This is a genomic window from Sphingobacterium sp. CZ-UAM, from assembly GCF_002000245.1.
Taxonomy (GTDB): Bacteria; Bacteroidota; Bacteroidia; order Sphingobacteriales; family Sphingobacteriaceae; genus Sphingobacterium.
Genome location: NZ_MTCM01000001.1, coordinates 1,272,703 through 1,289,868 on the forward strand (window position 1 = coordinate 1,272,703; position 17,166 = coordinate 1,289,868).

At 36.3% G+C, this 17,166-nt stretch carries 18 protein-coding genes; 9 read left to right on the forward strand and 9 right to left on the reverse strand.

Going from position 1 to position 17,166, the window contains the following annotated elements; all coding sequences use genetic code 11:
• Positions 1-21 precede the first annotated feature (21 nt).
• Positions 22-372, forward strand: coding sequence for a TfoX/Sxy family protein (locus tag BWD42_RS05515; RefSeq protein ID WP_077433924.1), 351 nt, complete (start codon positions 22-24; stop codon positions 370-372).
• A 109-nt stretch (positions 373-481) separates the two neighbouring features.
• Here the strand turns inward: BWD42_RS05515 and BWD42_RS05520 are convergent, their stop codons facing one another.
• The 3 genes from BWD42_RS05520 to BWD42_RS05530 all read right to left on the reverse strand — a co-directional run bounded on the left by BWD42_RS05520 (position 482) and on the right by BWD42_RS05530 (position 3,529).
• Positions 482-1,228, reverse strand: coding sequence for a hypothetical protein (locus BWD42_RS05520; protein WP_077433926.1), 747 nt, complete (start codon positions 1,226-1,228; stop codon positions 482-484).
• Positions 1,229-1,454: 226 nt separating this feature from the next.
• Entirely contained in the window at positions 1,455-2,324 is an 870-nt protein-coding gene (locus tag BWD42_RS05525; protein WP_077433928.1) for a hypothetical protein, read from the reverse strand.
• A gap of 215 nt (positions 2,325-2,539) precedes the next feature.
• The gene (locus tag BWD42_RS05530) at positions 2,540-3,529 is read right to left on the reverse strand and encodes a hypothetical protein (protein ID WP_077433930.1); all 990 of its coding nucleotides are present in this window, start codon (positions 3,527-3,529) and stop codon (positions 2,540-2,542) included.
• Positions 3,530-4,531: 1,002 nt separating this feature from the next.
• On the opposite strand from BWD42_RS05530, the gene BWD42_RS05540 reads away from it, so the two are divergent.
• The 4 genes from BWD42_RS05540 to BWD42_RS05555 all read left to right on the forward strand — a co-directional run bounded on the left by BWD42_RS05540 (position 4,532) and on the right by BWD42_RS05555 (position 8,258).
• Complete coding sequence (locus BWD42_RS05540) at positions 4,532-5,479, forward strand: NAD-dependent epimerase/dehydratase family protein (protein ID WP_077433934.1); 948 nt, start codon at positions 4,532-4,534, stop codon at positions 5,477-5,479.
• Between the two features lie 31 nt (positions 5,480-5,510).
• Entirely contained in the window at positions 5,511-6,374 is an 864-nt protein-coding gene (locus BWD42_RS05545) for a helix-turn-helix domain-containing protein (protein ID WP_254846178.1), read from the forward strand.
• 164 nt (positions 6,375-6,538) lie between these two features.
• Positions 6,539-7,225 (forward strand): type 1 glutamine amidotransferase domain-containing protein, encoded by a 687-nt coding sequence (locus BWD42_RS05550; RefSeq protein WP_077433936.1) that lies wholly within the window; start codon positions 6,539-6,541, stop codon positions 7,223-7,225.
• Between the two features lie 52 nt (positions 7,226-7,277).
• Entirely contained in the window at positions 7,278-8,258 is a 981-nt protein-coding gene (locus tag BWD42_RS05555) for an alpha/beta hydrolase (RefSeq protein WP_077433938.1), read from the forward strand.
• Positions 8,259-8,738: 480 nt separating this feature from the next.
• On the opposite strand, the gene BWD42_RS05565 is transcribed toward BWD42_RS05555, so the two are convergent.
• Complete coding sequence (locus tag BWD42_RS05565; protein WP_077433942.1) at positions 8,739-9,362, reverse strand: hypothetical protein; 624 nt, start codon at positions 9,360-9,362, stop codon at positions 8,739-8,741.
• 352 nt (positions 9,363-9,714) lie between these two features.
• Between BWD42_RS05565 and BWD42_RS05570 the strand changes: the two genes are divergently transcribed.
• Both BWD42_RS05570 and BWD42_RS05575 read left to right on the forward strand, forming a co-directional pair.
• Positions 9,715-10,497 (forward strand): phosphatase PAP2 family protein, encoded by a 783-nt coding sequence (locus BWD42_RS05570; protein WP_175991963.1) that lies wholly within the window; start codon positions 9,715-9,717, stop codon positions 10,495-10,497.
• 150 nt (positions 10,498-10,647) lie between these two features.
• Positions 10,648-11,034, forward strand: coding sequence for a hypothetical protein (locus BWD42_RS05575; RefSeq protein ID WP_077433946.1), 387 nt, complete (start codon positions 10,648-10,650; stop codon positions 11,032-11,034).
• Between the two features lie 64 nt (positions 11,035-11,098).
• On the opposite strand, the gene BWD42_RS05580 is transcribed toward BWD42_RS05575, so the two are convergent.
• The 5 genes from BWD42_RS05580 to BWD42_RS05595 all read right to left on the reverse strand — a co-directional run bounded on the left by BWD42_RS05580 (position 11,099) and on the right by BWD42_RS05595 (position 15,368).
• Positions 11,099-12,037, reverse strand: coding sequence for an SPFH domain-containing protein (locus BWD42_RS05580; protein ID WP_077433948.1), 939 nt, complete (start codon positions 12,035-12,037; stop codon positions 11,099-11,101).
• A 181-nt stretch (positions 12,038-12,218) separates the two neighbouring features.
• Entirely contained in the window at positions 12,219-13,373 is a 1,155-nt protein-coding gene (locus BWD42_RS05585; RefSeq protein ID WP_077433950.1) for an acyltransferase, read from the reverse strand.
• A 76-nt stretch (positions 13,374-13,449) separates the two neighbouring features.
• On the reverse strand, positions 13,450-14,013 hold the full coding sequence (locus BWD42_RS05590; RefSeq protein ID WP_077433952.1) for a Crp/Fnr family transcriptional regulator: 564 nt from the start codon (positions 14,011-14,013) through the stop codon (positions 13,450-13,452).
• Between the two features lie 142 nt (positions 14,014-14,155).
• On the reverse strand, positions 14,156-14,293 hold the full coding sequence (locus tag BWD42_RS24650) for a hypothetical protein (RefSeq protein ID WP_175991964.1): 138 nt from the start codon (positions 14,291-14,293) through the stop codon (positions 14,156-14,158).
• Positions 14,294-14,588: 295 nt separating this feature from the next.
• Positions 14,589-15,368: a Ku protein gene (locus BWD42_RS05595; protein WP_077433954.1), complete on the reverse strand. Its 780-nt coding sequence runs from the start codon at positions 15,366-15,368 to the stop codon at positions 14,589-14,591.
• A 273-nt stretch (positions 15,369-15,641) separates the two neighbouring features.
• On the opposite strand from BWD42_RS05595, the gene BWD42_RS05600 reads away from it, so the two are divergent.
• Both BWD42_RS05600 and BWD42_RS05605 read left to right on the forward strand, forming a co-directional pair.
• Positions 15,642-16,466 (forward strand): helix-turn-helix domain-containing protein, encoded by an 825-nt coding sequence (locus BWD42_RS05600; RefSeq protein WP_077433956.1) that lies wholly within the window; start codon positions 15,642-15,644, stop codon positions 16,464-16,466.
• 75 nt (positions 16,467-16,541) lie between these two features.
• Positions 16,542-17,135: an NAD(P)H-dependent oxidoreductase gene (locus BWD42_RS05605; protein WP_077433958.1), complete on the forward strand. Its 594-nt coding sequence runs from the start codon at positions 16,542-16,544 to the stop codon at positions 17,133-17,135.
• The last annotated feature ends 31 nt before the right edge of the window (positions 17,136-17,166 follow it).

The window sequence follows — 17,166 nt, forward strand, 5'->3', positions numbered from 1 at the left end:
AAATACAGATAAACTAAAGTGATGGCTTATAACAATGAACTTGCCAACCGAGTCCGTGAAAGACTTGCAATGGAAGAAAACATCGAAGTCGAGGAAAAGAAAATGTTTAGTGGATTATCTTTTCTTGTGAATGGAAAAATGTGCGTCAATGTCAGCCATGACAATCTGATGTGTCGCTATGATACTGAATTGGAGGAGGAAGTCTCGGAACGAAAAGGCTTCTTACCGATGATTATGAAAGGAAAGCAATTAAAAGGATATTGTTATGTAGAACCTATCGGTTTTCAAAAACATCATGATTTCGAATATTGGATAAAAATCTGTCTTGATTATAACCCAACGGCAAAAGCTGCGAAGAAGAAAAGAAAATAGCGTATATCGGTATAAAATTCAGAATAGAGAAAAAAGCCGCCGCTTCCATCCAAATTGTTTATAGACAAGCTTTATCCCCTATTCTTTCTTTTATTATTTTTTAAAACTATTATTCAACACCTTTAAAGGACATAATAACTCCAGGATATTTATCGTGGTCTTCACCAATGTAGGACAAATCTATTCCTGATAAATTTTTATTCTGGGTAGCTTCTTTAAATAATGGATAATTCATTTTTTCAATGTGATCATTCCAATCTGCGTCTGATGTGGGTTTGATCGATTCCAGATCTTTCATTTCAAACATAGCGCGATCTGACGTTTTCTTAGAACGCTGCACAAAAATGGTATCGCCTTCTATCTTTACGATTTTAACCCAGCCAGCAGGTAAGCCTTGTATGTTATTTCCTTCTGCATCGGTAAAGAAATTAGCTCCATAGAGTTGGCCTGTTTGCAGTTGTTGTGCTGATTTAGCAAGATTTTCTTTTTCGTTGCGGTATTTTTTGCCATCTATATTGAGCTTAATACCGTAAATAATAGATCCGACAATCGCTATCGAGGCAATAAACAAATACCCCTTCCATAATTTGAAATATGGAATAGTGAGTGTTTTCTTAAAATTCTTCACCTCTTCTTTTATTTCAGGCGAATAGTTTCTAGCGTGGATGACCTGTCCTTGTTGATTCACAAGCCGAGACATTTTTACTAAACCGCCTCCAACAGGAAATCCTAAAAATTTAGTCGCAGGTGTAATGATGTGAAGATTGAAAAGCTGCGGTTTAGTCTCATTTTTTAATGTTGCAGTGATATCTTTACTTCCTAGAACGTATTCGTAACGCGTATAAATGAAAAGCATAAATTGAAGAAATTAGAAATTATAAAACGACAAATTAAAGAAAAATTTCAGTACGCAGCAATTCTGTATTAATTAACTAATTAATACAGAATGAAATAAATTTATCTACCATCTAACGGATTTCGGTTTCAGGGGGTTGGCTACGACCGTCCTCCCTATTGATACTCTCGAGCGATTAGCATAAAAAAGGTTCAATATTGATTAAATGAAAAACGTGAAGTCGGATTTAAAAAAGAACATCTATCATCTGCCAGTCTTTATCCATACTATCCAGCTTCTTATTCATAAAAATAGATCCCTTCGTAAATAAAATATCAACTATCGTAGCTGATTTAATAATTTTAAAACTGTAAAAGCCATTTTGGTTACTTTTTGCCAATACCTTACCTCCATAAGAAATTTCTACATCGCTGACTGGTACATTGCTTTGCTCATCTTTTTTCTTGATATGACCAAACACTACAAATTCATCATCCATAATGAATACAGGAGCATATTCCGCAGGAAAGCTTTTGGTTTTAATGTCAATTTCTTTTTCCAATTCTTCCAGAAGGTTATTATTTTTCGCAATCTCTTTGGCATTCGCCTTTAGTGGAAAGGGATAGATATCTTTAACGTCTGCATCCATGTGAGCTTGCTTTAGATAGACTTGTGCCTTATGGTTCCTTATTAGTACTCTATCGATAAATCGTGTATATTCATTTTTATTGATAACCTGATTTTTATACAATTTTCCAACAAAATTTGAATATTTCTCTTGATCTTCTTTGCTTGCATGTTGAACAATATAGTATGCAGCATTCAGTGAGGAATCAGATAATTTAACTTCACTCGCTATATATTTATCTAAAATAGGTAACACAACTTTCTGATTCATCATATCACTTTTTTTCAATTGTAGTGCATATTTCTTCAAGCTATCTTGGGGAGTTGATTTATCTAGAAGAAGCTTCTCGACAATGGTCCTATTTTCTTGGTCGGCATGATATGCTTTCATAATCAGTTTTTCAAAATTCATAGTATTTTCCATCGTCTGCGCTTTCGTTATTGCTATTGACGACCCAATCAAAGATACAGCTGCAATTAATTTTTTCATATTTAAAATATAGTTTAAGAATAAATAATTGCATTATATCCATTTTATAATATTCTCACCATGAGTTTTCGGTGAGTAAGGAGAATTAGTCGGTAAATTGCCCATTTCAGCGGTTATGTAAAACCCGCTCATACATTTGTTCTTCCGTCCGAAACGGACGTAACGATTGATTCATCAGTACTTACTGAATTTACAATTCGCTGTATGTGTATTTATTAGTTGAGATCGGACAATTTCTTATGATTGATGCTTATCCCTAGCAATGTAGAAATGAAGACACAAAGCCATACACAAACAATCGTGTAGAAGGCGGTTTTGGTGATCAAGAGTAGGCACAATAAGGGAAAAGTTAGTAAAGATACGAAGAGAAGGGTTCCTCCTAATACAGTAAAAAATACCTTCGGATATCCAGTTACTCGTTTGCCCAAAACAGCAAAGATCAGCCCTAAGATAGGTACACCAAAGAAGCCAAATACCACTAAAGCGTCATGCTGCGGCCAGTGCTTTATCGGAGCAAAAAACACGAAATAGTTGACCGAAAAATACATCAGTACAATATAAGGCAATAAATATTTGAAAACCTGGAATGATTTTCGACTCTTATTTTCAAAGTAAGCATTGCTGATCACCACGGGATTGTTTAGCTGTTCAATAATTTCGAAGCCGTCATCGGCATTCTTTAGTGCATAGCCCATGACCGATATCCTGTCACCATTTTTCAAGGTTCTTTCGGTATGTCTTACATCATCTACGGCATGTTCGAAGCTATGAGCGGTAGCTGTTTTAACCGATAAAAATGAGAGGTTAAATCTTTGTGAAGTCACCTTGATGGTTCCCGTACTATCGGCAATAAACAAGTCCTGGAATTTTTCCTCAATGATTGCATTGATCTCATAGTCACTGCCGGTTTCACTGTCGTAAGTTAGATTTGCTTTTTTATAGTGGTAGCCAATACATTCTTGCTTAAAATATGGCGTGATAAAGGTATCAGGAGCTGTAATAATACCATGTAATTTAACCGAACCCTCCTTTACAGCATTGATCGAAGTAAATTTGGTTTTAATTAGTTTGATAGAAGTTTTACTAGCAAACCAGACTGTAATTGCAGCAATAATTGGTACAATAGCAATCATAAAGCGACTGAAAAATAGGGTGACAAAAAGGAGCGCCGAAAGGACGAATATGATTAAATATAATTTCTTCATTGGAACCTCCTTTTATAAAAATCGCTTTGATCGGTAAAATACTCGAGTCCTATAATTAATATAATGGTGCTGCCGTTATTTATTTTCTGTATTAATGATAGCAAACCCCACTGTCCTGTAATATACAAATAGGTTGCAAAATAAAATATAAACAAACAGAACATACAATAATACTTGAAAAAGCTGAGCTCTGATTTAAGCACATAGACGGTAATGCACACAATACATGAATAAAACAGATTACTCGAAATAGCCAACATCACATCATGGAAGGGTGTAACTATAAAAAATGTAAAGGGCATGGTAAGTACACCGGCATACTTTATAAAATTGGAGGCTGTCCTGTTAGGAATTTTTTTTGATATATGAACAAAAAATACAGCACAGCTAAGGGAATAGAAAAACATACCGGTAAATGCCCAATATTTTGAGGTATTCTCGGCTCCGTTTAATGCTTTTTCACCAAACAGATTGCTGAAAAAATTCTTTGACCAATCAAATCCAATCGAGGATTCATTTTGGTATGTACCTCCTGGATAAACGGTAATTGCGATGAACATAAAAATCAATGCAATGATCATCGCAATCAGTACAACATGGCTTTTTAATAATTTCATTTACGGACTATCGATAATTGTTTGTGCTGTCCATAAAGATGCGCTAATCTTTTAAAGCATCCTATACCCAACGGGTATCCCCAAATGTAAGCATTTGCTTTAATTCTTAAACACTTGCCCAGCTATTTCCTCTAAAACTAATTTGACAATCGGCAAAATCTCTAAAATCAGTGTTCTCGTTAACCAATGCAATTAAGGCCAGATCTACATTGATTTTATACGAAACACTCGAATTTTAGCTCAGTAATTTTTTATACTTCATAAAACATTTTAATGGGGCTTTTCTAATTAATACAGAGATTCCGTTACATCTTACCTGAATTGAGCTACTCAGATCTCTGCAGATCTTCTGAAATTTGTATAATAATTTAAAACTGAAAAAGATATGCAAACCATATTAGGAGCTAATGGTCAGATTGGCGAAGAGCTCGCAAGAGAGCTTAAAAGAAATTTTACTTCATCTATACGAATTGTCAGCAGGAATGCGAAAAAAGTAAATGACACAGACGAGGTCTTTTCTGCGGATCTCTCAATTCGAGAAAAAGCGATTGAAGCGGTAAAAGACAGTGAAATTGTCTATTTCACATTAGGCCTCCCGATCAGTTCGGAGATCTGGGAGAATCAGTTTCCACTGATCCTTGGTAATGTAATTGAAGCCTGTAAGATCAACCGTACAAAACTCGTATTCTTTGACAACACCTATATGTACCCGCAGGATGATCGCATATTGACAGAAGAAACGAATTTTGCACCTGTGGGTAGAAAAGGAAAGGTCAGAAGAAAAATGGCAGAAATGCTGTTGAAGGAAATTGAATCAGGTGAACTTGAAGCCGTGATCTGCCGCGCTCCGGAATTTTACGGTCCCGGCAAAACACAGAGTATTACCAATACCCTGATTTTTAACAACATCAGAGAAGATAAAAAGCTGAAGGTTCCATTGAGCGTGAACAAAAAGAGAAGTCTGATATGGACACCTGATGCGAGCCGTGCCACTGCTTTGATCGGGAATACCCCAGAGGCATTTGGCCAGACATGGCATCTGCCTGTGGACAAGAGCCATCCAACCTATAAAGAGTTTATCCGAATGGCTTCAGGAATTTACGACAGAGACCTGAAATATTCTGTTGTCCCAAAATTGATATTCAAAATAGGCTCATTTTTCAAAAAAAGTGTAAAGGAGCTTCTGGAGCTTCTTCCCAGATATGAGCACGACAATGTATTTGATGACTCAAAATTCAGAAGGAAATTTCCGGATTTTCAAGTCACATCATATAAACAGGGAATCAGTATCATTAAAGATGAACAGCTTTCAGGAAACAAAATATTTAAGTAAATTAGTCATGTGTAAATCTGAAAATCAGCATATGAAAACTCCTGAAAAAGTATCATCAATAAGTATGCTTCATCAATTCCTGGGGTTAAAGAAACCCGCTAACCCGCTGATAAGCGTATTTAATTTTGATGATGTTAAACTCGAACCGGAGACTATACTTAGTGCAATAACTACTGATTTTTTTGTTATTGCTCTAAAAAAAGACTGTGCTGGCGGAAAATGCAAATATGGCCAGCAATATTATGATTTTGACGAAGGTATTATGTATTTCATTGCCCCACATCAAGTCCTTCAGTTTGACGATATACTGCTTAATAAAGTAAGAGGGTTCGTTTTGGTGGTCCATCCAGATTTCCTGCATGGTTATAGACTGGCATCTGAGATTAAGGAATACGGTTATTTTTCCTATACAACCAATGAAGCTTTGCATCTTTCCGAAAAAGAAGAAAAAACTATTTTTGATATCATCGCCAATATTGAACAAGAAATTAGTATCAATATGGATTCCTTTACACAGGATCTACTTGTTTCTAACCTTGATCTCTTGTTAAAATATTGCGATCGTTATTACAATCGCCAGTTTTTGACCAGAAAGAAAGTGAATAGTGACCTTCTTTCCAAGTTAGAGCTATTATTGGATGACTATTTCAAAAATGATAAATTAACCATCAACGGTATACCTTCAGTCCACTCCATTGCTGATCAATTACACTTGAGCGCAAATTATTTGAGCGATATGTTAAGAGTGCAAACAGGACAAACCACACAGCAACATATTCAGAATCGAGTGATTGAAAAAGCAAAAGAACTGCTTTCTACCAGTTCAATGTCGGTCTCAGAGATTGCCTATCAACTTGGGTTTGAACATCCCCAGTCATTTTCACCGTCTTTTTAAAAACCGGACCTCAGTCTCCCCACTTGAATTCAGATCATCATTAAATTAATGAGATCGATTTAAAAGAAAAATTGAAATAAAGAGATTCCGTTACTAATTCCAGTAATTAGGCTACTGTCAGATCACAGCATATTGCGAATTTAGGATTGTCAAATAATTGATTCATGAAAAAGCTTTTATTAGTAGTTACCAACATCGATAGATATGCAAGTGGTCTACCAACTGGACTATGGCTCAGTGAGCTGACCCATATTTATCATAAGGCAAAAGAGAAAAAATGGGATATAACAATAGGAAGTCCAAAGGGCGGTCATGTGCCTATTGATCCTGAAAGCCTGAAACCGCTGGTTCTGGACAAAATATCAAAAAATTATTATGAAGACCCAATATTTAGGGATGAACTGAACCATTCGAAAGATCTGTATGAAGTAACTAATGAACCTTTTGACTGTATCTATCTGGCTGGTGGACACGCTACCATGTATGATTTTCCAGACAATGAGAATATCCAAGAAATTATTCGCCAACAATATGAAAATAGCAAATTAGTCGCCGCAATCTGTCATGGTGTAGGTGGATTGCTAAATGTAAGGCTGAGCAATGGTGAATATATGATCAAAGGAAAATCAATCACCGGATTTGATTGGTTCGAGGAAACCATTGCCAGACGCAAACGCGAAGTGCCCTTCAATCTCGAGGCGGCGATCAAAAACAGAGGCGCCAATTTAAGAAAAGCTTTTATTCCTATGACCTCAAATGTTGTAGTGGATAAGAACCTCGTTACAGGCCAAAATCCATTCAGTTCTAAAGAAATAGCAAAAGTACTTGTTGAGCAACTGGAAAAAATATAAACATTGATGACCTGAATATGGTTATTACTTATTAATCATAAATATTTAAATTATGGCACAGAACATTAAGGCAGAAAATGATCCTCAGATCCTTTCCGGCATTAGAGATTTTCTAAAAGTTTTGAATAACAGCGGTGGAAAACCATTGGAAACATTAACACCCCAGGAGGCCAGACAGGTATTGGTTGATGCCCAAAAGTCAGTAGAAGTGGATTATTCGGGTATTATCGAATCAGAAAGAGAGATTACCCAGGACGGCATTACAGTCAATATCCATATCGTAAAACCAGCTAATGCTACTTCTGAAAATCTTCCGGTGTTTATGTTCACCCATGGAGGTGGCTGGATTTTGGGAGACTACCCCACTCACAGGAGATTAGTGAGAGACCTGGTTGTAAATAGTGGCGCAGCAGCAGTATTTACAGATTATACCCCTTCTCCCGAAGCACAATATCCAGTAGCAATCAATCAAATATATGCCGCCACGAAATGGGTTTCGGAAAATGGTGCTGAAATTGGTGTGGACGGGAAAAATATGGCCGCCGCTGGAAATAGCGTGGGCGGTAATATGACAACTGTACTCTGTTTGATGGCCAAGGATAAAGGGGGACCGGAAATCAAATTCCAATTGTTGCTATGGCCGGTGACTGATGCTGATTTTACCCGCGGTTCCTGGCAAAAATATGCTGAAGAAAGATTCCTTACCGCGCCGTTAATGAAATGGATGTGGAATAATTATCTGCCTGATACCGAAAAGCGGAAAGAGTATTATGCTACTCCTTTCAATGCAGCATTGGAAAAACTGAAAGGTCTTCCCCCTGCCCTAGTTCATTTGGCGGAAAACGATATTCTTTTCGATGAAGGATTAGCCTATGCAAGAAAATTAGATGAAGCTGGAGTTCCAACGACCATCCAAACATTCAATGGCTTTATCCATGACTATGGATTACTAAATCCTTTGGATAGTATAGAGGCAGTTAAATTTTCAACAGAGCTTGCTGCGCTAGCATTAAAAAAAGCATTATTCTCATAAATTACTATTCATGATAAATGGAGGTTGTCCCTAATGAAAAAACAGCCTCCTTTAGTTTTTAGTTATTATCGCAATAAACCGTACATTCAGTATACATCCAGATTAATCCCAGTGAATTCTATTGTTTTTTTGCCTGTTATTGAAAAGCTTGCGTGTACGTTCTGATTATTGTGAACACCGTCCTATCACAAGTAAACAATAGATGCTTTTTATTCCTAAATGTAAAAACCAATTCCTTGCCTTTATATTCCAATTGGATATTTTTAATAGTTTCCATTCCCTTATAGAAATATTTGCCAGTGATGTTGAAATTTGCTTTTTCTGTAATCAAATCGATGGTGCCGCAAGGCTGATTACCTGAAACTATTTCGAGCCTAAGATAACTCTCGTTCACAAATTCATGCGATATAATCTTTAGTTTTGTTGGCATCAGTTTAACATCTTTAAATTAATTGGATTTACTTGGTTCTCAGTGTAAATTCATTCACTTTTCGGATCGGTCTGTATTTTTATAAACTTACCATTGTTTTCTAAAATGTACGTTTCACTTTCAAAAAGAGGAGTTTCATTCATCCAATTACTGCTTATTATTGTTATTTTGTGTTTTTCTATTTTACCGGTCTTACTGAACGCAGATTCAGCTATTTCGTCATAAGAAATGTCTAGTTTATCGATTATTTTATTGTGCTTATCAATTGTAATCATTGTGGTGAATAATTCGTGTTCACCGCTTTGATAGGATATGACTACTGTACCGAAATTCTCAGAGAAAGGAACTCTATAGTTGATCCTAAAATTTGTCGCATTAGCGTGCCCCGCATCAAACTTAATTCTTTTCAGAAAATCATTGTCACGAATACCATACTTTTCAAAGTTCTCAAACCTGGTGCTGTCTATTATCGGAAAATCCCGTACAGGGATTTTTGACAGCAAACCACTATCAGCATAGGAATCGATATCTGATGTTAGATAGGTACTGTCTTTTGCAACCTCTTCGATTGTTGGTTCTATTTCCGGAGTTTTCTTTTCTGTTTTTCGACCACCACAATTTTGAAATAGTAGTAATGCAGCTATTAAAAAGGTATAAAAGATTTTTGACATCATCTTGGTTAAATTATTGCAGCTAACACTCAAATATACGCAATTTAACCATTCAGAAGATGGAAGCTTGGACTTTCGGATATTGATTTGCTATTCAGTCACAGTAGTAATTTCAGCCCTTTCTTTCAAATACTTTGGGGACTGACTTTTATATTAGCCCCTCTGGCAATGTGGCTCCGCAAAAGCTGAATGAACAAGTATGGAAAAAGTTTTAAAATCAAAGAATTTACCCATCCATCGACCATTTCATTCTCTCCTCTATCAATTGCTGTAATATAGAATTTTTGGTAGCTTTGCTCTTTCTATTAATTATTTTTCCTCCTCTTTTAAATAATATTTATTTAAAATGTACCGAATGATGCGATTTCTATTATTACTATTACTACCATTCACAGTCTCCGCACAGACTGACTCCTTGCGTAGTCTGCCAAAATATGATGGTTTAACTATACAGGATAACAATACCGATAGTCTTTTTAATTCATCTCTATTTAAACTTAAGGCAAAACAATTTATTGTACCTGCTGCCCTAATCGGTTATGGTCTTCTAGCAACAGATGCTAAATTCTTTAAAAACATAAATCTTGACATCAGAAATGAAATCGTAGCAAATCACCCCAATTTTAGTACAAAGATTGATGATTATACGCGAATTGTGCCGGGAGCAGCGGTTTTCGCACTTCAGGCATTTGGTATAAAAGGTGAAAGCTCTGTAAAAAAAGAAGCTGTTGTATATGCCATGTCTGTAGGGATCTCAACGGCAACTGTGTTTTCTACCAAAAGGTTGACCCGTCAAGAACGACCTGATGGAAGTGATAGGCGGTCTTTTCCTTCGGGACATGCGACATTGGCATTTGCGTCTGCTGAATTCTTGCGTAGGGAATATTGGCAGGTGTCACCCTGGATAGGTGTAGGTGGATACGCCGTGGCTACCGGAACGGGCATTCTGCGCCTGTATAATAATAAACATTGGCTAGGTGATGTTGCTGCCGGGGCTGGCATCGGTATCCTATCCACGACACTCTCTTATTGGCTTTACGATAAAATCCATATCGGCGGAGATGATCAGCGTACGATTTCTTTGTTTCCGGGCTATAGCAACAGACAGTTCACAGTTGGTTTTGTAAAGCAATTTTAAATCCCTAAAATAAAAATCGATTTTCAACAGAGGGTAAAACTAATATTATTAACAGTAATTCTAAAACAATATGTTGCATAATCTATCTACAATTTGTAATTTCAAAACAATTATTTTATTTCTTATTAAGTTTTTAAGCATACAATTATTATGAAAACAAGATTGGTAACGCTACTATTTATATTATTTACAATTACATCTTTTGCTCAGAAGGCATCGAATCTACCTTTTCAGCATACTGCTACTGATAGTACGGGGGTATTTCGACTTTTTCCGACGGAAAATGGCTATACTTTTATCAAATTAAATACAAGAAATGGGAAGATGTGGCAAGTCAAGTGGGATACGAAAAATAAAAAAGTAAATCCGCTATCGGATGCCGCCCTAGTAAATAAAGACGATGAGAAAAATGGCAGATTTATGCTTTATCCAACCGTGAATGTTTATAATTTCATCTTGTTCGACCAATTGGACGGCAGAATGTGGAATGTAAAATGGAAACATGAACATGAATGGAAGGTATTCTTAATTGAGTAAGGGTTAAAAAAAATAGCCAGTAAAGAACTGGCTATTTTTTTGCATTTGAAACTCCTGTAGATTTTTATTCCTGTTGTCCCCTATCATTCGGAAGTACAGGGAATTGACCTTTAGCATCTTCGTCTATTTTTTGTGCTGCTGCCATGGAAACAACTAGATCATTCAACATGGAACTCGCTGCTGTTGGCGAGTTGGGAAGTAAAACCAAATTGCTTCTACTATTTGCTCCGATAGCATTCAAGGTGTCATAATGCTGCGTAACCACAATTAGAGCAGATGCTTCCTGAGCATTGATATTAGCGGCATTCAGCATCTTTACAGATTCTTCCAATCCTCTGGCGATTTCTCTTCTTTGATCTGCAATACCTTGTCCCTGAAGCTTTTTGGATTCAGCTTCCGCTTTAGCTACTGCAACAATTCGTATCCTTTGGGCTTCAGACTCGTATTCTGCGGCAGTTTTTTCACGTTCGGCAGCGTTGATTCTGTTCATTGCATGTTTTACCTGTTCATCCGGGTCAATATCGGTTACTAAAGCTTTGATAATATCGTAACCGTAACTTTGCATCGCATCTTGCAATTCGCTTTTTACTGCAATTGCAATATCATCTTTTCTGACAAATACATCATCTAACTTTGTTTTTGGTACCTCAGCACGCACCACATCAAAAACATAGGATGTAATTTGATTTTCAGGATTTTCCAAACGATAGTATGCATCTTTTACATTTTCTCTGATTACCTGATACTGAACAGAAACTTTCATCTTTATGAAAACATTATCTAGCGTTTTGGTATCAATGATAACATCCAATTGCTTTATCCTAAGATTCAGACGTTTAGATATCTGATCAAAAAACGGAATTTTCAAATGTAAACCTGCATGGCTCACTTTTAAGAATTTGCCTAGCCTTTCTATCACAGCAGCAGACTCCTGTTTGACGGTATAAAAAGAAGCAAATAATGTTATAAGTCCGAAAAAGATGAGAATTCCTAGATATATCATAACTTTAATTTATTATTGGTGATGCCTCAAATTTACATCTTTACATTGTTATTCCTAGTCTAATTATTTAATTTATATTGAATATGTTGGCAGATATGGAAATCTCGATCATTAATTAATTATAGCTCTAGCTAGTTGCTGTTTAAGTAGTATTTAATTATAAAACATCAGGTACAATTCGTTATCCGAATATCCATTTCGATACTCTTGGCATCATTTTATAAAACGATGCAACAAATGCCCAAGAAATCAAAAAGACAATCGCAGCGGTAATGGGAATCTTTAGCGATATGGGGATGGAAAATACATTAGCGAGCCAATAGCCAAAGCCAACTATAAAATAATGCACCAGGTAAATGCCAAATCCGCATTTTGCAATATTTGAGAAAACTTTCTTACAATTATCTGAAGTTAGCTTAATGGTGCGGACCAACAAAAAAACAGCTAAAGCCATCATAAGAACCTGGGGGGAACAATATAAAAAGAACAGCTCGATCTGTTCTTCACTAGAATTCGGATTAGATGCCATCCATTTAAAACCAATATATGTAATCGCATAACCGACAGTGAATAATGGTATACTTACTAAAAGTGTTTTGCGAAAAGACCATGCTTTCAAACTGTGGCTTAATACATATCCGAGTAATAAATATCCATTAAAGCCCGCAAAATAATAGAATGTACCAAAAGTATTCCATGCACTGAGTCCAAATAACTCTTTTGAGAAAAACGAATAGGCATACGGTAAAACCAGTGTACATGACCAAATTCCCAAAAATACTTTCTGCTGGCATAAGGTTGACTTTTCAACCCATGCGGAAAAGAAGGGCATGTAAAGATATAAACCGATCAACATATAGATATACCACATTGGGACGGTATAGACATTGAATTTAATCGGAATTAAAGAAATTTGAACAAGTGCGCTTTCCAAAGACTGTGAAGAATCTTTGGCTGCATAGGCAAATACATCTGAAATGATCGTTGACGGAAGTCCTAATAATCCTGTTATCCAGGGGAAAAGGTTGTAAAGTACGGACCACAATAAAAACGGAACAGTAATGCGCAGCAGACGCTTTTTATAAAACTCACCAATACTCATTTTCACAGGCAGCAACAATAATCCCGTAATCATCACAAAAATAGGTACGCAGGCCCTGAGCACTGATCCATAAATGGATCCCCAATAATTAAAATCTGGATTAGACCTTGCCTCGGCCGATACATTGAATGGATCCGAACAATGAATGGCAATCACCATAAAAATAGCGACAAAACGTAATACATCAACCCAGACCTTTCTTTCCTGATCAATACTAGCATTAGAAATTTGCATGCTCAAAATAGTTGGTTAAAATGCAAAAATAAACAATCTGGCTTGGAGTAATTTTTAAGTAGTTAAAGAAATAGCACTATTTTCGCAGCGCGCACAAGGTCACATGTGATATTCCAAGATAAGACGCTATATATCCCAAATTTACCCGACGGATCAATTTAGCATGGTTAACCATAAAATCTTCATATCTTTTTTCGGCAGAAAGATAAAAGCGGTTGATTAGCCGACGTTCCATCTGCACAAAAGCTCTTTGATGCACATACCGCATCCAGTTGGCAATATCGATATGGCTGCGGCAAAGTACTTCCAATTGGTCAATTGCCATATAATACAACACCGAATCTTCGAGAACCTGCACTGTTTCTGTCTCATACCCTGGCACAGGTCCGTGAAAACTATTTGTTGAATAAAGTAAGTCCCCCTCTTCGCTGAACCACGAAGTAACTTCTTTTCCATCGAGTATGGTGTAGGCCCGGGCAATACCTTTTTCAACAAAATAAATGTTTTTATCAGTTCTGTCTGGCTGTATCAGTTTTGTCTTTTTTCGGACATTTAGCAGGTTTAAATTCTTAAGCAATATTTCCAAAGACTCGCTATTTATATCGAAATGTTTATGTATAGATGTAATGATATTATCCATTAAAGGTTATTTTCAATGTTAGATGAATGACAAAACTAACGAAAATCAAAGTATAAAAGATACAAATTGCTTAGTGAAATGATTATGCCCAAGGTGGAGCAAAGTATCCGAACTTTATTTTAACATACAATTTCGTATTTCGTTAAACAAAAACGGCTCCTGAACGAATATTTTTCCAGGAGCCATTTTTGCCCAAGTCGGCAAAGGTAATCTTTTTGGGATAGCCAGGACCGCTCAACTGAATCTGTTCGGCGGCAAGCACTGCCCTTTCATGATCCAAGGTTTATCTGCGGACAGCTCAAGACTGAAGTTGATCAAATATTCTTTATCTGCCTGAATATGTTTTGCCATTGGCAAGGCGATCCTGGCAGACCACCGGGTGTAATGCGGGTGTGATATTGGACAAATGTTAGGCAAAGGTGGGTTGACTATTGAGTTCCACACCATTGAGGTTTATGTTTAAAAACCTTGACGAAAGCAGCAAGTCGACTTAAAGTTTCTCTTCATAGGAGATTCTTCTAGTGCCATCTTAAAAGTTAAAGGAATGATGATTACAAATGTCCAACTTTGATAATCTATCCTGCTTTTCTCTTCCCAGATTCCAGGCTAGCTTTTAGCATTGCCATAAGATCTATTGTTTTTTCTTCTGGCTCTTTTGTTTTTTTAGATTTTATATTTTTACCCTTTGCTTTCTGTTTTATAATTTTCAGTAGGTCTTCATTGTAGGTATCTTTATACTTCGACGGATCAAAAGCCTCCGCTAATGATTTAATTAAAGCTTCTGCCATGTGCAGTTCTTCGGCTTTAGGTGCTTTTCCTTTTGGAATTTTCAGGTCTGCATAACTTCTCATTTCCTCAGGATATCGCATTCTGTTTACCATCAAAATTTCCTTTTGGTAAGGACGAATCATACAGAGGATTTCCCTTTCTCTAAGGATAAAGGATCCCACGCCTGCCATTTTGGTTTTCAGAAGTGCTTCTAACAATAATTTATAGGCAGTATCACCATGTGCTTGAGGTTCAAGAAAATAGGGTGTTTCAAAAAGGGCCACATCTACTTCATCTTCGCTAACAAATTGTTTGATGCTCAAAATTTTTGATTTTTCCGGGCTTACTGCCTCAAAATCATCATCATCCAATACAATATAGTTATCTTCTATTTTGTAGCCTTTTACAATATTCTCCCAAGGAACTTCTTTGTTGGTATTTTCATTTACCCTTTTATATCTGATGTTGCCGAGATCCCTTTTATCTAGCATATCTAAATCTAACGTGCTCGATTCACTAGCTGAATACAGTTTGATTGGTATATTTACCAATCCAAAACCTATTGCTCCATTCCAGATTGCTCTCATATTTTTATAGTTTTAATTTATAATGCAAGTAAGGTAATTCTTTAAATTTATTGGAATATAAATTCATGAATATTAATACGTTACCCACAGTATCCTGGCTATTCCTCTTCCAAAAGAATTCGTATGACTGCGTTTGTTTATTTTAACTTATTAAAGCTCACCTTACAATCCAATAGTTATTTATCGAACAAGTCTTCACAACCAAAAGTTTTATAGAAATACATTTTAATATACCAAGATAACGTTCGTTTTTTCCTAAATTGTGACCAATAAATGGACTCAGACAAATTAAAATATGATGATCATAGAATTCCTGTTCCACAAGAGTTTGAAGCAATATTCTCTCATTTTTATTTTGCTGAGAATAAGACTAAAACAACAATCACCAAAACGCTTTTACCGTCTTTCCAAACCATAATGGTTTTCAGCTTCGGGCCCGCTGCTTTTTTGATTTCTAAGCAAAAAAAGAAAATTGAAATTGGGAAATGTATTGTCCTGGGGCCTATTAAGTCTGCATTTGAATATGGTATCCCCCAAAATTCCAGTATACTGGTTGCGAATTTCAAAGATGACTCATTCTACCGCTTTTTCGGTAAAACCGTTTTATCAAACGATCTGCCTATTCATCCCGATGAAGCCCTTAATGAGAATTGTTTCACCTATATATGGACCCAACTGAACTGCATAAATTGCGTTCAGGAAAAGGTGGCGTATATAATCAATTTCTGCCGACCCTACCTCAATTCACAAAATGCCACTTCCAAGCTCTTAGCCAACTTTAAATCGAGCGCAATAAATCCAATCAAATCTATAGCAGCTAAAGAGCAACAAAGTGAACGAAACATCCAATTGATACATAAAAAACACTTTGGTTTCAGTGCAAAAGAGATCACGCGTTACCATCGCTTTTTAAAAACCATAAAGTTGATTCAACAGATTAATTTGTCTAATGAAAAGATAAACTGGTTTAAAATCATTGACCAATGTGGTTATTATGATCAAAGCCAACTTATCCATGACTTTCAGTATTTTATAGGGCTATCACCCAGAAATTACCTAAAGTTTCAGCGGGATATCTGCCAACCTATCGATCAATAGCCTTTTCGTTTTCTTACAATTTTTCCGGTGCTCCCTATTTTAAATTTGTACTGTTCAATCAATTAAAATAACAGTATGAAACATCTTATTATTTACGCGCATCCAAATCAAGAAAGCTTGAATGCTCAATTTAAACAGTGTATAGAAAAAATGCTGGAACAGCGGGGATTAGAAGTAATCGTCCGAGATCTTTACAGTATAAGATTTGATCCAGTACTGTCTCTGGACGATATGACAGGACAGCGAAAAGGCATCGTCAATGACCTCATTAAAAAAGAACAAGAATACATTTCTTGGGCGGATCTCGTCACCTTTATCTATCCGATCTGGTGGACAGGTATGCCAGCAATAATGAAAGGGTACATTGACAAGGTATTTAGCTATGGATTTGCTTATAGCTATGATCAAGGAATGCAGAAAGGACTATTAAGGGGGAAACAGGCTATAATCATTAATACTCATGGGAAATCCAATGAAGAGTATGCTGCAATTGGTATGGATAAGGCCTTATTGCTAACCTCAGATAAGGGTATCTATACCTATTGTGGCTTCCAGGTCGAGGAGCATTTCTTTTTTGATAAAGCTGACCGCGCGAGCACTGAGACTATTGAGATTTGGCTTTCTAAAATCAGAAATGTATATACGACAAATCCGATCAGAATAAACTGACCTTTTGAACAAAGTGAATTAGGCCTTTTAA

Coding starts and splice junctions, on each gene's coding strand:
- BWD42_RS05515 (WP_077433924.1), top strand. CDS start 22: ATGGCTTATAACAATGAACTTGCCAACCGAGTCCGTGAAAGACTTGCA.
- BWD42_RS05520 (WP_077433926.1), bottom strand. CDS start 1,228: ATGCTTTTCATTTATACGCGTTACGAATACGTTCTAGGAAGTAAAGAT.
- BWD42_RS05525 (WP_077433928.1), bottom strand. CDS start 2,324: ATGAAAAAATTAATTGCAGCTGTATCTTTGATTGGGTCGTCAATAGCA.
- BWD42_RS05530 (WP_077433930.1), bottom strand. CDS start 3,529: ATGAAGAAATTATATTTAATCATATTCGTCCTTTCGGCGCTCCTTTTT.
- BWD42_RS05540 (WP_077433934.1), top strand. CDS start 4,532: ATGCAAACCATATTAGGAGCTAATGGTCAGATTGGCGAAGAGCTCGCA.
- BWD42_RS05545 (WP_254846178.1), top strand. CDS start 5,511: ATGAAAACTCCTGAAAAAGTATCATCAATAAGTATGCTTCATCAATTC.
- BWD42_RS05550 (WP_077433936.1), top strand. CDS start 6,539: ATGAAAAAGCTTTTATTAGTAGTTACCAACATCGATAGATATGCAAGT.
- BWD42_RS05555 (WP_077433938.1), top strand. CDS start 7,278: ATGGCACAGAACATTAAGGCAGAAAATGATCCTCAGATCCTTTCCGGC.
- BWD42_RS05565 (WP_077433942.1), bottom strand. CDS start 9,362: ATGATGTCAAAAATCTTTTATACCTTTTTAATAGCTGCATTACTACTA.
- BWD42_RS05570 (WP_175991963.1), top strand. CDS start 9,715: ATGATGCGATTTCTATTATTACTATTACTACCATTCACAGTCTCCGCA.
- BWD42_RS05575 (WP_077433946.1), top strand. CDS start 10,648: ATGAAAACAAGATTGGTAACGCTACTATTTATATTATTTACAATTACA.
- BWD42_RS05580 (WP_077433948.1), bottom strand. CDS start 12,037: ATGATATATCTAGGAATTCTCATCTTTTTCGGACTTATAACATTATTT.
- BWD42_RS05585 (WP_077433950.1), bottom strand. CDS start 13,373: ATGCAAATTTCTAATGCTAGTATTGATCAGGAAAGAAAGGTCTGGGTT.
- BWD42_RS05590 (WP_077433952.1), bottom strand. CDS start 14,013: ATGGATAATATCATTACATCTATACATAAACATTTCGATATAAATAGC.
- BWD42_RS05595 (WP_077433954.1), bottom strand. CDS start 15,368: ATGAGAGCAATCTGGAATGGAGCAATAGGTTTTGGATTGGTAAATATA.
- BWD42_RS05600 (WP_077433956.1), top strand. CDS start 15,642: ATGGACTCAGACAAATTAAAATATGATGATCATAGAATTCCTGTTCCA.
- BWD42_RS05605 (WP_077433958.1), top strand. CDS start 16,542: ATGAAACATCTTATTATTTACGCGCATCCAAATCAAGAAAGCTTGAAT.